Consider the following 13956-nt stretch of genomic DNA (forward strand, 5'->3'; position numbering starts at 1 on the left):
GGGGGTCCGGGGGCGCAGCCCCCGGGGTCGGGACGGGAAGGGGCGGCGGGGGCGACAACCCCTCGGCGCGCACCCCCGACGGAACCCCCACCCCCACACCCCCGTCTCGTTCCATGGAACCCACGGGAGGCGACATGGACCGGCGCACCTTCATGACCAGCGGCACAGCCGCCATCACAGCCACCACGGCCGCCTGCACAGCCACAGACCCCGCGACCGCCAAGGAAAAGCCAACGCCCCGCCCCCCGACCCGCACCAAGACCAGGACAACAACCCCCACCTGGTCAGCCCTCGCCCAAACCCTCGACGGCCCCCTGCTCCGCCCCGGCGACACCACCTGGCCAACAGCCCACCAGCTCTACAACACCCGCTTCGACACCCTGAAGCCCGCGGCCGTCGCCTACGTGGCCCACCAGGAAGACATCCGCACCACCCTCGCCTACGCCAAGGCCCACAACCTCCGCGTAGCGATCCGCAACGGCGGCCACTCCTACGCAGGCTGGTCCTCCGGCGACAACCGCCTGATCATCGACGTCTCAAGGCTCAACCAGGTCCGCACGGCGAACGGCACCGCGACCATGGGCGCGGGAGCCAAACTCATAGACGTCTACCGCACCCTCGCCGCGAAGGGCGCGACGATCCCCGCCGGCTCCTGCCCCACGGTGGGCATCTCCGGCCTCACCCTCGGCGGCGGCCACGGAGTCGTCTCCCGCGCCTACGGCCTGACCTGCGACAGCCTCACCGGCGCCACCCTCGTCACCGCCGACGGCAAGCAGCTCACCGCCGACGCCCGCACCAACAAGGACCTCTTCTGGGCCCTGCGCGGCGCGGGCAACGGCAACTTCGGCGTCGTCACCGAACTGCGGTTCAGGACCCACCCCGCCCCCCAGGCCGTCACGGCGTACATGTCCTGGCCCTGGCAGAGAGCGGCGGCCGTCCTGCGGGCGTGGCAGGAGTGGGGCCCGTCCCAGCCGGACGAGATCTGGTCGTCCTGCCACCTGGGGAACGCGGCGGGCGGCACCCCCACGGTCTCCGTCGCCGCCTTCTCCCTCGGCACCTACGGCGAACTCCAGAACGCCGTGGACCGCCTGGCGGACCGCATCGGCGCCTCCGCCACCAGCGTCTCCCTGCGCCGCCGCTCCTACGAGGAGTCGATGGAGCTGTACGCGGGCTGCTCCGCGTTCACCACGGACGCCCAGTGCCACCTCCCCGGCACCACCCCGGGCCGCTCCCCGCAGGGCGCCCTGCGCCGCGAGACGTACGCCGCGAAGTCGGACTTCTTCGACCGCTCGCTCTCCCCGGCGGGCATCGGGGCCCTGCTGGCCGGAATCAGGTCGGTCCGCGGCGGCACCGGCAGCATCGCGCTGACGGCGCTCGGCGGCGCGGTCAACCGCGTCGACCCCACGGCGACGGCGTTCGTCCACCGCCGCTCGCGGATGCTGGCCCAGTACATCGCCGCCTGGCGGGCCGGCACCGGCGGCGCCACGGCCCGTTCCTGGCTGACCGAGACGCACGCGGCGATGCGGCCCTACGCCTCGGGTGCGGCCTACCAGAACTACACGGACCCGGACCTGAAGGACTGGCGCGGGGCGTACTACGGGGACGCGGCACCGCGGCTGGCCCGCCTGAAGAAGCGGTACGACCCGAAGGGGTTCTTCACCTACCCCCAGGCGCTGTGAGCGGCGGCCGTGCTCAGGCGGCCAGGTCCCGCTCCTCGGCGCCGGCGCTCTCCGCGCGGCCGCCCGGGACGATCGCGCCCCGGCCGTCGTACGAGGGGGCCTTGCGGGAGCGGATCAGCACACCGGCGCGCGGGGAGCGCTCGATCGCCTTCATCAGCGGGGTGAGCAGGGCCGTGGCGACCGGCGAGAGCAGCAGGGTCACCGCCGTGCCCAGCGCGAAGCCGCCGATGACGTCGGTGGGGTAGTGCACGCCCATGTAGACGCGGCAGAAGCCCTCCATGAGGCCGAGGGCGATGCCGACGAGCCCGAACTTCCGGTTGGCGACGAAGAGCCCGACGCCCATGGCCATGGTGATCGTGGCGTGGTCGCTGACGAAGGAGAAGTCGGTCTTGCCGGAGACCAGGACCTCGAGCCCCTGATGGTCCAGGAAGGGCCGGGGCCGCTCCACGAAGCCCCGTATCGGGACGTTCACCAGGACCGCGACCGCGGCCGCGAGCGGCGCCCACACCAGCGCGGCGACGGAGGAGGCGGCGTCCTGATCACCACGCCTGCGCACCGACCACCAGCACCACAGCACGAGCAGCACCACGGCGAGGAGCAGGCCGTACTCGCCGACGTACTCCATGACCCGGTCGAACCACGGCGGGGCGTCCTTGGCCAGGCCATTGATGTCGTAGAGCAGCTCGACGTCGGGGTTCGACCCTGATGCGGCGAGTCCAGCCATGATGCTGAGGCCCCTTCGTCGTCTCTCCGGCACGCCAGTTGCGCGCGCCGCTGTGCCACCCCCGTGGTCGTAGAACCGCGATCGGCTACGCCAACAGGAACGCACGACCCCCGTTGATACGTTCCACACTCCACGGAATGATCACGCAGACGTTATCGAAGAGAGATACATCGTTGCAGCTCAGGGGGTGGGCTCACGCTGTGTTCACACATCGGTGGGGAGCGCTTTCGCGCCATCCTCCGTCACGCGGGTCGCACCGAAGTAGTCGGGGGTGTCGATGGGGTCGAACCGGATCCTCGCGCCGGTCCTCGGGGCGTCGATCATGTAGCCGCCGCCGACATAAATCCCGACATGGCGGATGGCCCGGGAGTTGGTGAGGTCGTCGGAGAAGAACACCAGGTCCCCGGGGAGCAGTTCGTCGCGGGCCGGATGGGGGCCCGCGTTGTACTGGTCGTTGGCCACCCGGGGCAGCGAAATCCCGACACTTTCGTACGCGGCCTTGGTCAGCCCGGAGCAGTCGAACCGCCCGCCGTCCTCGGCGGTGCCGTCCCCGCCCCACAGGTAGAGCGTGCCGAGCTTCTTCTGCGCGTAGGAGATCGCCCCGGCGGCCTGCTCGGAGGGATCGACCCGCCCGACGGGCGCGGCGAAGCTCGCCTCCAGCGTGGTGATCGTCTTCACGTAGTTCTGGGTCTCACGGTACGGCGGCACACCTCCGTACTTGATGACCGCGTAAGCGCCCGCGTTGTAGGCGGCGAGCATGTTCTTCGTCGGGTCGCCGGGCACGTCCTTGACGTAGGAGGCGAGTTCGCAGTCGTAGGAGGCGGCCGAGGGGATGGCGTCCTGCGGGTCCCACACGTCCCGGTCGCCGTCGCCGTCACCGTCGATGCCGTGGGTGGCCCAGGTGCCGGGGATGAACTGCGCTATCCCCTGCGCGGCCGCCGGGCTCTGGGCCCTGGGGTTGAAGCCGCTCTCCTGGTAGAGCTGGGCGGCGAGCAGCGCGGGGTTGATGGCGGGGCAGAGGTTGCCCCACTTCTGCACGAGCGTCTGGTACGCGGCGGGCACGGCCCCCTTGGCGAGCGCCTTGGCCCCGCCGCCGATGCCGCCCGCCAGGTTCCCGGCGACGAGGTACACCCCGACGACGAGCAGCATCACGAAGCCGAGCCCCGCCGCGACAGCGCCACCCGCCACGATCCATGCCTTACGCACCGTCAACCGCCCCTCGCCCACCGGGATTCCGCCCGCGCCAGTGTAGGAGCTTCCCCCACGAAATCCGGTGCAACCGGGGCTGTTGTGACGGCGTCTCGGAAACCGGCCACCACGGGGAAGCCCGGGGTGGGCGCACCCCATTACCCGACAGGTCATCGCCCCCGGCGACCATCGATGCCACGATCGGACACGCAAGGAGCCCGCCCGAGCCGACCGGAAGGACGTTCCCCGTCATGACGGCCTACGCCATCGCCCATCTCCGCAAGGTCACCCCGCACCCGGAGGTCGCCGAGTACATCGAGCGCGTCACCGCCACCTTCGAGCCGCACGGCGGCCGGTTCCTGGTGCACGGACGGGAGCACGAGACCGTGGAGGGCGACTGGGCCGGGAACGTGGTGATGATCGCCTTCCCCGGGATCGAGGACGCCCGCCGGTGGTGGGACTCCCCCGCCTACCGGGAGATCGCCCCCCTGCGCTCCCGGCACATCGAGGGCGACATCATCCTGGTCGAGGGCGTGCCGGGGGACTACGACCCGGCCACGACGGCGAAGGCCCTGCGCGACGCGCTGCCGTCCTAGGGCCCTCCTGACGGACCCCAGTCCCGGCCGGCCTCAGACCACCTGGGCCGCCAACGGGCACCGCACGCCGGTGAGTTCCTCGGAGACCGTCCACAGACGCCGGGCGGTCGCCGGATCGCTCGCCGCGCGGGAGCGGCTCACCAGCGTCGGCGCGCCCCGCCACTCGCCGACGCCGTCGGGTCCGACGTAACTGGCGCCGGGGAGGTCCTGGGTGGCGGCGTACAGGGTGGGCAGGCAGCCCGCGCGGTCGCTCTGCGCGACGAACCGGTTGGAGATCCGCATCCCCAACCGCTCCACCCGGCTCGCGGCGTGGCTCTGGAGGTTGGTGGCCGAGTACCCGGGGTGGGCCGCCAGCGCGCGCACCCGGGAGCCGGACTCCGTGAGCCGGCGCTGGAGTTCCAGCGTGAAGAGCAGGTTCGCCAGCTTGGACTGTCCGTAGGCGTGCCGGGGGTGGTACTTCGCCGCAGAGTCCAGGTCGTCGAAGTGGATCGCGCCGTCGCCCCAGCGGTGCGCGGCCGAGGAGACGGTGACGACGCGGCCGGTGAGGTGCGGGAGCAGCAGGTTCGTCAGGGCGAAGTGCCCGAGGTGGTTGGTGCCGAACTGCATCTCGAAGCCGTCCCGGGTCCGCCGCGGCGGGATCATCATCACCCCCGCGTTGTTGATCAGCAGCTCCAGCGGCCCGTCCCAGGCGGCGGCGAACTCCCGTACGGACGCCAGATCGGCCAGGTCCAGCCGCCGCACCTCGGTGCTGCCGGCGACGGTGGCCGCGGCGGCCCGGCCGCGCTCGGTGTCCCGTACCGCGAGGACGACATGGGCGCCCGCCCCGGCCAGCGCACGGGCGGCGGTGAGCCCGATGCCGCTGTTGGCACCGGTCACGACGGCCGTACGGCCGTGCAGATCGGGCAGATCGGTCTCGTTCCACTTCCGCGTCTCGGTCATGGTTCCGAATGTAGACGTCGCCAACAATGCTGTCAATGACAACATGAGGTTACGATGTGCCCATGCCCGAGAGCCGCCCCTACCACCACGGAGACCTGCGCTCCACCCTGCTCGCCGGGGCGGAACGCACCCTGCGGACGAAGGGCGTCACCGCACTCTCGCTGCGCGAACTGGCCCGCGAGGCGGGCGTCAGCCACGCCGCGCCCGGCCGCCACTTCAAGGACAAGCAGGCCCTGCTCAACGCCCTCGCCCTGGCCGGCTACGACCGCCTGGCGCAGAGCCTCCAGGCCGCCGACGACCCCGCCCTCCCCCTCGAACCCCGGCTGACCGCGCTGGCCCGCGCCTATCTCCGCTTCGCCCTGGACAACGGCGAACTGCTGGAGCTGATGTACGCCCGCAAGCACGACCCGGACGCCCACGAACAGATGGCGGCGGCGATCGACCGCACGATCGGCGCCCTGGAGCGGGTACTCGAGGACGCCCAGGGGCGCGGCGAGATCATCGCGGGCGACCCGGCCCACCTCACCCTCACCACGGGCGCGAGCCTGCACGGCCTGGCCTCCTTCACGGCCAGCGGCATGATCCCGCCCGAGGCGGCCCTGGAGGGCGTCGAGGACCTGGTCCACAACCTCCTGCACGGCCTCCGGCCCCGCTGACGCCGCCGGGCCCCGGAGCGGCACGGACGGCGGAAGGTAGCCTTCACCCGGAGAACATCGACGCGACCCGTCACCCGACCGGCCGTCAGAAACCTTCCCCGCACGGCGAACAAGCCGCGAGGAGGGCTAACGACGGAACCACACGACAGGTTCCGCTCCAGCTTCGTTGCCCGGTGTGACCAGCCGTGATACACAGAGTGACCATACGATCCCTCGTATACCGCTCCACGCTCCCCGACGGGGTCCGGCACGGGACGGCGACCAGCTATTCGTACGAAACCCGCCAATCAATGACGTCAAGTCGACATACGACGGCGTGATTGTCAGCGACAATGAGGCCTGACCTCTGCGCTACGACAGAGGAAGTGGAACTACCTAACAGGGGCGGTGACTTACATGCTCTTTGCGGCCGACGAGGGAGACATCAACACCATCATCGGAGGGATCGCTCCTGACTGGGGCCCCTTCGGCAGCCTGGGCAACGAGGCAAAGGTGATGATCGAGGTCGTGATGGCGGTCGCCATCCTCCTCTGCCTCGGGATCGCCATCTGGGGCGCCGCCAAGCAGCGCATCGGCGCCACCGCCCTCCGCGACACCTTCAGCGCGGAACAGGGCAAGGGCCTCATCATCGCGGGCCTGACGGGCGTGTTCATCATCGGATCACTCGGCACGCTCTTCACGATCGTGTACGGCATGGCCGTGTAGCCACACCCACGACTCCCGTCCCCGTCTCCCACCCACCCCGTCGTGCCCACCGGCTGAGGTTGCGTTTCCCTGATGTCGAGTCACCACACCGCGCCCGCGCGGGAACCAGCACGGCTACCGTCGTACTTCCACGGCCACGGCGGCGAGGGGGCGTACGCGGGATGAGCTTCTTCGGAGACGAGCGGGACAGCGACAGCGGCTACGGCGGCACGGGCCAGACCAGGACCCGGCTGCCGGAGAGCGGCGGCGACGGGTACGAGGGCGCGCGCAGAGGCGGGCGTTCGTCGTCCCGGAGCCTGGTCACGGTGGTCGGCGTGGTCGTCCTCCTCATCGCGGCGATCGCCTTCGCGAACCGCGGAGGAGACGATTCCGCAGCCGGCGACGGAGCCGAGGACAAACCGAAGACGTCCCCCACGGCGCCCACGGGCGAACGCCCGGTCACCTCGGGCTTCGCCCAGGACGAGCAGGGGGCGCAGAGCGCGGCGGCGAACTACTCCGTGACGCTCGGCTCAGTGGACATGTTCAACACAGCCAGGCGACACGAGATCGTCGACAGCATCTACGCACCTGATGTCGCCGCGAGCCGGCAGGCGGATCTGGACAGCGCCTACTCCAGCGAGGAGTTCCTGACCAACATCGGCCTCAACAAGGACGGCACCGCACCGCAGGGTCAGACCTTCATCTCACGAGTCGTCCCGGTCGGCACGAAGGCCACCTCCACCAGCTCTGAGGCCGCCACGGTCGAGGTCTGGTACACGTCGCTCTTCGGCCTCTCCGGCGACAGCTCGAAGAACCCGGTCACCGAGAGTTGGTACACGACGACGTACCAGCTGAAGTGGATCGACAACGACTGGAGAGTCACCGACTTCCAGCAGAAGGACGGTCCCGTTCCGGTCGGGCGCGACCAGAGGGCTTCCGCCGCCGACGACATGACGAAGGCTGTCGAGGAGTTCGGAGGGTTCACCTATGCGCGCTAGCCACCGCTTCCTCGCCGTCGCCACCGGCGTCCAAGCCACCGTCGTACTACTGGCCGCCCAAGCCGTCGCCGCGCCCACTCCGCAACCGACCGACAGCGACGACCCCTGCGACCTGATCCGCGGCCCCGCCAAGGACTACTGCGAAAGCGACGGCGGAGGCGGAGGCGGCGGCTCCACCACCCTCGACCCCACCTCCGCCCTCGACCCCCTCTCCTCCCTGGCAAGGGGCTGTGCCGACGCCGCCGCATGGACCGTCGACAAGCTCAGCGAGGCCGTGAAGGACACCGCGAACGTCGACTTCACCAACCCCAAGTTCCTCCAGCAGTACGCGGTCGTCTTCGCGGCGTCGACCATCCTCACGCTCCTGCTGTGGCTGCTGGCGGTCGCCAAGCGTGCCGTCCGGGGCGTGCCGCTGACCACCGCGATCAGCGAGGCGATCGGGTTCCTCTGGCTGACCGTGCTGGCGTCCGCGTTCACCCCGCTCATCCTGTACACGGTCGTGTCGGCCACCGACGGCGTCTCCGAGGTGCTGGCGAAGACGACCGGCGACCAGACGGACACGTTCTTCGGCACCTTCTCCGGCGCCCTGGAGAAGGGCGAGGACATCGGCGGCGGACCGATCATGCTGATCGTGGTCTCGTTCGTGAGCATCCTGGCCGCCGGAGTCCTCTGGCTGGAGCTCGTCATCCGCGCCGCCCTGCTGTACGTCGGCGCCCTCCTGGGCACGGTCGTCTACGCCGGCCTGGTCGACAAGAACCTGTGGGGCCACGTCCGCCGCTGGGCGGGCATCATGATCGCGGTGATCCTGGTGAAGCCGGTCATCGTGATCGTCCTGGGCCTGGCCGGCGCGCTGTCGACCGACGAGGGCCCGGACGCCTTCTCCGCCGTCGTCTCCGGCCTCGCCATCATCCTGCTCGCCATCTTCGCCTCGGCGATGATCTACCGCTTCGTCCCGGGCTTCGGCGACGAACTCGCGGGCTCCCGCAACAACCGCATCATGCAGGGCGCCGAAGGAAAGGCCGCCGCCGTCATCAGCTCCCCCGCGACCCTCGTCGCACAGGGCATCAAGACCCACAGCGCCCGGGCCGACAACAACGGCGGCCAGTCCGGCGGCGCCCGCCCCGCCAACCAGGCGGCCGGCGGAGTCGCCGCGCACAGCTCCCGTGCCGCGAACGGAGGCGGCGGATCTGTCCCCTCCGCCGCACCCGTGCCCAGGTCCGGGTCAAACCCGGTGAACACACCGCACGCCAGCAACACCCGCAACAGCAGTACCAACCGCACGGGAGGTGAAGGGCGTTGACGACCGAGTCCCACCTGTCCCATCCGGTCACGCCCCGCCGTACATATCTGATCGGCCGCGCCCGGCCGAACGCGATCGTCGGCCGGAACCGAGAGACCGGCGAGATCGCGCTCATCATCGCGGGCGCGTTCCTCGGCATGATGTGCGGGCTCCTCGTCCCCGTCCTGTCCCTGCGCATCGTGCTGCTGATGGGCTTCCCCATGGTGGCGCTGGCCGCGGTCTACGTGCCGTACAAGCGGCGGACGTTCTACAAGTGGTTCGAGATCAACCGCAGCTTCAAGCGCACCGTGCGCCAGGGCACCGTCTACCGGTCGTCGGCCATGGAGGCCGGCACCCGGATCGACGGGCGGGAGATCGAGGTCGGACCGCCCCCGGGCATCGGCCGGATCACCTGGCTCGCCGCCCCGTTCGGCCCCGACGAGATCGCCGTACTGCTCCACGCGGACCGCAGAACCGTCACCGCGGCCATCGAGATCGAGGGCCCCGGCGTCGGCCTGCGCGACTCCGAGGACCAGGAAGCGCTCGTCGACCGCTTCGGCACGCTCCTCAAGCACGTCGCCAACGGCGACGGCTTCGTCACCCGCATCCAGATGCTCGCCCGCACCCTCCCCGCGGACCCCGACGCCCACGCCAAGGACGTCACCGTACGCGGGGACGAGAAGTCGCTGCCCTGGCTCCAGCAGTCGTACGACCAGCTGCAGTCGATGGTGTCCACCAGCAGCGAGCAGCACCGCGCCTACCTCGTCGCGTGCATGCACTACACGCGCGAACTGGCCGCCGAGGCACACGCCATGGCGCGTGCCGCCCGTCCCCAGCAGGGCCGGAAGGTCGACAAGGACGCCGGCCTCGCCGTCGTCATGGCTCGTGAGCTGACCGACATCTGCTCGCGCCTCCAAGAGGCCGACATCCGCGTCCGGCAGCCGCTCGGACAGGGCCGGCTGGCCTCGCTGATCCACTCCATGTACGACCCGGACCACCCGATCGACCACATCCAGGCGATGACGAAGCGCAACGCCTGGCCGGCCGAGCTCGACGCGATGGAGCCCAACTACCTCCAGGCCAAGACCCGCGAGTCCTCCACCCGCGCGCCCTGGTGCCACGCCACGGCCTGGGTGAAGGAGTGGCCGATGACCCCCGTCGGCGTCAACTTCCTCGCCCCGCTGCTCGTCCACACCCCCGACGTCATCCGCACGGTCGCCGTCACGATGGACCTCGAACCCACCGAGATCGCCATCGAGCGCATGCTCACGGAGAAGACCAACGACGAGGCGGAGGCCTCCCGCGCCGCCAAGATGAACCGCACCGTCGACCCCCGCGACATCGCCGCCCACAACCGCCTGGACCAGCGCGGCGAGGACCTGGCGAGCGGTGCGGCCGGAGTGAACCTGGTCGGCTGGATCACCGTCTCCTCCCGCTCCCCGGAGGCCCTGGCCCGCGACAAGCGGACCATCCGGGCCTCGGCCGGCAAGTCGTACCTGAAGCTGGAGTGGTGCGACCGCGAGCACCATCGCGCCTTCGTGAACACGCTCCCGTTCGCCACCGGCATTCGAAGGTAGGGCCGCATGCGGGATCCGATGACCATCCTCACCGACGCCTTCACCTCGTTCCTCTTCGGCAAGGTCGAGACGACCCGGCTGCCCGTGCGCACCTCCACGGGCCAGGCGCAGGCCGTCTATCTGCCGACGGCCGCCCCCGGCCTCGGCGACTCGGGCGTCATCATCGGCCGCGAGGTCTACTCCGGGAAGGGCTACATCTACGACCCCTTCCAGCTGTACGGCCAGCAGCTGCCCGCCCCGCACTGGCTCGTCCTCGGCGAGTCCGGCAACGGCAAGTCGGCGCTCGAGAAGACGTACGTCCTGCGCCAACTGCGCTTCCGCGACCGGCAGGTCGTCGTGCTCGACGCGCAGGGCGAGGACGGCGTCGGCGAATGGAACCTCATCGCGCAGGAGCTGGGGATAACTCCCATCCGGCTGGACCCGATGGCCGCCCTGGACCACGGCATCCGGCTCAACCCCCTGGACCCGGCGATCACCACCACCGGGCAGCTCGCCCTGCTGCGCACCATCATCGAGGTCGCGCTCGGCCACGGCCTCGACGAACGCTCCGGCTTCGCGCTCAAGGTCGCGCACGCCTACGTCAACGAGACCATCGTCGAACGCCAGCCGGTGCTCACCGACATCGTCGAGCAACTGCGCCACCCCGAACCGGAGTCGGCGGAGGCGATGAACGTCGACATAGACGACGTACGGGCCTGGGGCCTCGACGTCGCCCTGGTCCTGGACCGGCTGGTCGACGGTGACCTGCGCGGCATGTTCGACGGCCCGACCACGGTCGGCATCGACCTGGACGCCCCGCTGATCGTCTTCGACCTGTCCCACATCGACCGCAACTCCATCGCCATGCCGATCCTGATGGCGATCGTCGGCGTGTGGCTGGAGCACACCTGGATCCGCCCCGACCGGAAGAAGCGCATCTTCCTGGTCGAGGAGGCCTGGCACATCATCAACAGCCCGTTCGTGGCGCAGCTGTTCCAGCGGCTGCTGAAGTTCGGGCGCCGGCTGGGTCTGTCCTTCGTGGCGGTCGTCCACCACCTCTCCGACGTCGTGGACGGCGCGGCGGCGAAGGAGGCCGCGGCCATCCTGAAGATGGCGTCGACCAGGACGATCTACGCCCAGAAGGCGGACGAGGCGAGAGCGACGGGCCGGGTGCTCGGCCTGCCCAGGTGGGCCGTGGAGATCATCCCCACGCTCACCCCCGGTATCGCCGTCTGGGACGTCAACGGCAATGTCCAGGTGGTCAAACACCTGGTCACCGAGACCGAACGCCCGTTGGTCTTCACCGACCGGGCGATGACCGAGTCCTCCGCCGACCACCACAGCGACGACGCCCTGCTCGCCGCCGAACTGGAGGCGGAGGAACGGGCGGCGGCCTTCGTGGAACAACACCTCGGCGACTCCGAGTCGACGGTGGCATAGGAGGACGGATCGGTGCGTGCGGACGACCGGCGGCAGGAGACTCCGGGCGGCATCCCCGACGGGCTGCTGGTGGCCCTGCTCGCTTTCCTCCTCGGCATGACCCTGCTGGTGTGGACGGCGACCGGCCTCGCGGGCCTGCTCTCGCACGGCTCCTGGCCGGCCGGCGTCACCTTCACCCGCACCCCGCTCGCCATGCGCTCGCTGTTCGGCGCACCGCACGACATGCCGGCCGCCTGGCCGGACACCCCCGCGGCCGACCTCTCCGGGTACGGCCTCTTCTGGGGCCTGGTCATCGGGCAGTTGATGGTGCTGATCGTGCTGACCGTGTTCGTGATGGGCACGCTGGCCCGCTGGCGCGCGGTCCGGGCCCGACGGCGCCAGGAGCCGCCCGTGTCCCCGGCACCGCCGGAGCCGGCCGTCCACGAGGTCCCGACGCCGAGAACTCCGGTCCGGCTGCCCCCGACCCGGGAGGAGCCGGCACCGGAGGAGCCCGCCGGGGAGGTGCCCCGCCCCGTCCCCGTCCCTGTCCCCGAACCGGAACCCGTCTGGGACACCACCCGCCCCACGGTCCTCTACGGCTCCCGGGAGACCCGGCGCCCCACCGCCGTCCGGGCCGTGCGCGACGCCGACGGGCCCGCCCTCGTCATCACCTCCGACCCGGCCGTCTGGCAGGAGACCAAGGACGCCCGCGCCAAACTCGGCCCGGTCCACCTCTACGACCCCACCCACCTCTGCGACACCCCGTCCCGCCTGCACTGGTCGCCGACCAGGGGCTGCGAGGACAAGGGGACGGCCGCGGCGAGGGCGGCGGCACTGCTGGCTCCCGTGCGCCCCACCGCCAAGATCGACCAGGCGACGGCCGACACCGCCGAAACGCTCCTGCGCAGCGCTCTGCACGCCGCCGCGATAGACGGCCGCACGATCCGCCACGTCCACCGCTGGTCCCAGGGAACGCAGCTCCAGGACGCCGTCCGCATCCTGCGCACCAGCCCCAAGGCGGCCCCGGGTGCCGCCGGCGAACTCGAAGCGGCGCTCACCGCACACCCCGAACGCCGCGACATGGCACAGCAGTTGACGACCCGTGCGCTGTCGGCCCTGTTCACCGTGAACGTCCGTGAGGCGTGCACCCCCCACCGAACTGATGCACTCGCCTTGGATTCCTTCGTGAACGAAGGGGGCACGCTTTACCTAGTGGGCGAATCCATTGAGGATCCCCGTACAAACCCGGGCGCGATGCCGTTGCTCACCGCCCTGGCCTCAAGCGTGGTCGAGCGTGGCCGGCACATGGCCGAACGGTCATCCTCCGGCCGCCTCGACCCACCACTCACGCTCGTCCTCGACGACGTCGCCGCCGTGGCCCCGCTCCCCCAACTCCCTGAGCTGCTGGCCACCGGAACGGTCCGCGGCCTGCCGACGCTGGCCCTGCTCCGCTCCCGGGAACAGGCCCGCGCCCGCTGGCCGCACGACGAACTACCGGTCTGACCGCGTCCGTTCTACTGGCGGGATCCCTTCTCGAAGACGAACTCCCGCTCCCACGCTCCCGGTTGCCCCTCCATCGGTACGGTGACCCCGCTCGGCTCGAACCCGAGCCGACGGTAGAAGGCCTGGGCCCGCCCGTTGTCCTCGTGCACGATCAGCCGCACCCGCTCAAGCCCTTGGCGCCACGACCACTCCAGCGCCTCGTCGAAGAGCAGCTCGGTCAGCCCGCAGCCGCGGTGCTCGGGCCGCATGAAGACTCCGACGAGATGCCCCTGCCTCCGCTCGACCGGAAACCCGGCCCAGTCCGTGGTGCCGGCCTCTTCCACCAGTACGGTCAGCGTCCCGACCCACGCCCCGTCCGGGCCCTCGGCGACGACTTGCTGTGCAGCGGTGGCGCCCTCGGCGGCTCTCCGGGTCCGCTCCTGCCAGAACTCGTCCGGCTTGGCGGCCGCACTGTCGTAGGTGTCCAGAAAGGCGATCGGTGCCGCGGGATCCTGCAGCGCGGCCAGCCTCAGTTCCTTTACCGCCGGCCATTCCTCGGGCCGCACGGACCGGACGACGTATCGCTCCCCATTACCAACGTTCATGAGGGCAACGGTAGTAAAACGCAGAAAACCCCGCACCATAAGGTGCGGGGTTTTCCCAAAATTTGTTCGGCGGTGTCCTACTCTCCCACAGGGTCCCCCCTGCAGTACCATCGGCGCTGTGAGGCTTAGCTTCCGGGTTCGGAATGTAACC

At 70.5% G+C, this 13956-nt stretch carries 13 protein-coding genes and 1 rRNA gene; 9 read left to right on the forward strand and 5 right to left on the reverse strand.

What is annotated here, in order from left to right; all coding sequences use genetic code 11:
- The first annotated feature begins 134 nt into the window (after positions 1-134).
- Positions 135-1679, forward strand: a complete 1545-nt coding sequence (locus tag ABT296_RS37600) for an FAD-binding oxidoreductase (protein WP_351934493.1) — start codon at positions 135-137, stop codon at positions 1677-1679.
- Positions 1680-1692: 13 nt separating this feature from the next.
- Here the strand turns inward: ABT296_RS37600 and ABT296_RS37605 are convergent, their stop codons facing one another.
- On the reverse strand, positions 1693-2403 hold the full coding sequence (locus ABT296_RS37605) for a phosphatase PAP2 family protein (protein ID WP_351934495.1): 711 nt from the start codon (positions 2401-2403) through the stop codon (positions 1693-1695).
- A gap of 204 nt (positions 2404-2607) precedes the next feature.
- Positions 2608-3630, reverse strand: a complete 1023-nt coding sequence (locus ABT296_RS37610) for a C40 family peptidase (protein WP_351934497.1) — start codon at positions 3628-3630, stop codon at positions 2608-2610.
- A gap of 212 nt (positions 3631-3842) precedes the next feature.
- Here ABT296_RS37610 and ABT296_RS37615 point away from each other — a divergent pair, with 212 nt between their 5' ends.
- Positions 3843-4187 (forward strand): DUF1330 domain-containing protein, encoded by a 345-nt coding sequence (locus tag ABT296_RS37615; protein ID WP_351934499.1) that lies wholly within the window; start codon positions 3843-3845, stop codon positions 4185-4187.
- 33 nt (positions 4188-4220) lie between these two features.
- On the opposite strand, the gene ABT296_RS37620 is transcribed toward ABT296_RS37615, so the two are convergent.
- On the reverse strand, positions 4221-5126 hold the full coding sequence (locus ABT296_RS37620) for an oxidoreductase (protein WP_351934501.1): 906 nt from the start codon (positions 5124-5126) through the stop codon (positions 4221-4223).
- A gap of 62 nt (positions 5127-5188) precedes the next feature.
- Here ABT296_RS37620 and ABT296_RS37625 point away from each other — a divergent pair, with 62 nt between their 5' ends.
- From ABT296_RS37625 to ABT296_RS37655, 7 genes are all read left to right on the forward strand, one after another.
- Positions 5189-5782 carry a TetR/AcrR family transcriptional regulator gene (locus ABT296_RS37625; protein ID WP_351934503.1) on the forward strand — a complete coding sequence of 198 codons (594 nt, stop codon included), beginning with the start codon at positions 5189-5191 and terminating at the stop codon, positions 5780-5782.
- A gap of 396 nt (positions 5783-6178) precedes the next feature.
- The gene (locus tag ABT296_RS37630; protein WP_019526682.1) at positions 6179-6487 is read left to right on the forward strand and encodes a DUF8827 family protein; all 309 of its coding nucleotides are present in this window, start codon (positions 6179-6181) and stop codon (positions 6485-6487) included.
- A gap of 161 nt (positions 6488-6648) precedes the next feature.
- Entirely contained in the window at positions 6649-7464 is an 816-nt protein-coding gene (locus ABT296_RS37635; RefSeq protein WP_351934505.1) for a hypothetical protein, read from the forward strand.
- Positions 7454-8764: a hypothetical protein gene (locus ABT296_RS37640; RefSeq protein WP_351934507.1), complete on the forward strand. Its 1311-nt coding sequence runs from the start codon at positions 7454-7456 to the stop codon at positions 8762-8764. Before ABT296_RS37635 ends, ABT296_RS37640 begins: the two co-directional genes overlap by 11 nt.
- Positions 8761-10320, forward strand: a complete 1560-nt coding sequence (locus tag ABT296_RS37645) for an SCO6880 family protein (RefSeq protein ID WP_351934509.1) — start codon at positions 8761-8763, stop codon at positions 10318-10320. The genes ABT296_RS37640 and ABT296_RS37645 overlap by 4 nt, the downstream gene beginning before the upstream one ends.
- Before the next feature lie 6 nt (positions 10321-10326).
- Positions 10327-11739 (forward strand): ATP-binding protein, encoded by a 1413-nt coding sequence (locus ABT296_RS37650; protein WP_351934511.1) that lies wholly within the window; start codon positions 10327-10329, stop codon positions 11737-11739.
- A 12-nt stretch (positions 11740-11751) separates the two neighbouring features.
- Positions 11752-13221, forward strand: a complete 1470-nt coding sequence (locus ABT296_RS37655) for a type IV secretory system conjugative DNA transfer family protein (RefSeq protein ID WP_351934513.1) — start codon at positions 11752-11754, stop codon at positions 13219-13221.
- Between the two features lie 11 nt (positions 13222-13232).
- Here ABT296_RS37655 and ABT296_RS37660 read toward each other — a convergent pair whose 3' ends face one another.
- Together ABT296_RS37660 and rrf are read right to left on the reverse strand one after the other, a co-directional pair.
- Positions 13233-13805 carry a GNAT family N-acetyltransferase gene (locus tag ABT296_RS37660; protein WP_351934515.1) on the reverse strand — a complete coding sequence of 191 codons (573 nt, stop codon included), beginning with the start codon at positions 13803-13805 and terminating at the stop codon, positions 13233-13235.
- A 64-nt stretch (positions 13806-13869) separates the two neighbouring features.
- Positions 13870-13956: ribosomal RNA gene (rrf, locus tag ABT296_RS37665) — 5S ribosomal RNA — on the reverse strand; the annotation flags it as partial.

This window comes from Streptomyces sp. NPDC000983 (assembly GCF_040299205.1).
GTDB lineage: Bacteria > Actinomycetota > Actinomycetes > Streptomycetales > Streptomycetaceae > Streptomyces.

What these genes read in the sequence shown, in the direction of transcription:
- ABT296_RS37630 (WP_019526682.1), top strand. Translation starts at nt 6,179, where the DNA reads ATGCTCTTTGCGGCCGACGAGGGAGACATCAACACCATCATCGGAGGG.
- ABT296_RS37650 (WP_351934511.1), top strand. Translation starts at nt 10,327, where the DNA reads ATGCGGGATCCGATGACCATCCTCACCGACGCCTTCACCTCGTTCCTC.
- ABT296_RS37640 (WP_351934507.1), top strand. Translation starts at nt 7,454, where the DNA reads ATGCGCGCTAGCCACCGCTTCCTCGCCGTCGCCACCGGCGTCCAAGCC.
- ABT296_RS37620 (WP_351934501.1), bottom strand. Translation starts at nt 5,126, where the DNA reads ATGACCGAGACGCGGAAGTGGAACGAGACCGATCTGCCCGATCTGCAC.
- ABT296_RS37625 (WP_351934503.1), top strand. Translation starts at nt 5,189, where the DNA reads ATGCCCGAGAGCCGCCCCTACCACCACGGAGACCTGCGCTCCACCCTG.
- ABT296_RS37660 (WP_351934515.1), bottom strand. Translation starts at nt 13,805, where the DNA reads ATGAACGTTGGTAATGGGGAGCGATACGTCGTCCGGTCCGTGCGGCCC.
- ABT296_RS37600 (WP_351934493.1), top strand. Translation starts at nt 135, where the DNA reads ATGGACCGGCGCACCTTCATGACCAGCGGCACAGCCGCCATCACAGCC.
- ABT296_RS37635 (WP_351934505.1), top strand. Translation starts at nt 6,649, where the DNA reads ATGAGCTTCTTCGGAGACGAGCGGGACAGCGACAGCGGCTACGGCGGC.
- ABT296_RS37605 (WP_351934495.1), bottom strand. Translation starts at nt 2,403, where the DNA reads ATGGCTGGACTCGCCGCATCAGGGTCGAACCCCGACGTCGAGCTGCTC.
- ABT296_RS37615 (WP_351934499.1), top strand. Translation starts at nt 3,843, where the DNA reads ATGACGGCCTACGCCATCGCCCATCTCCGCAAGGTCACCCCGCACCCG.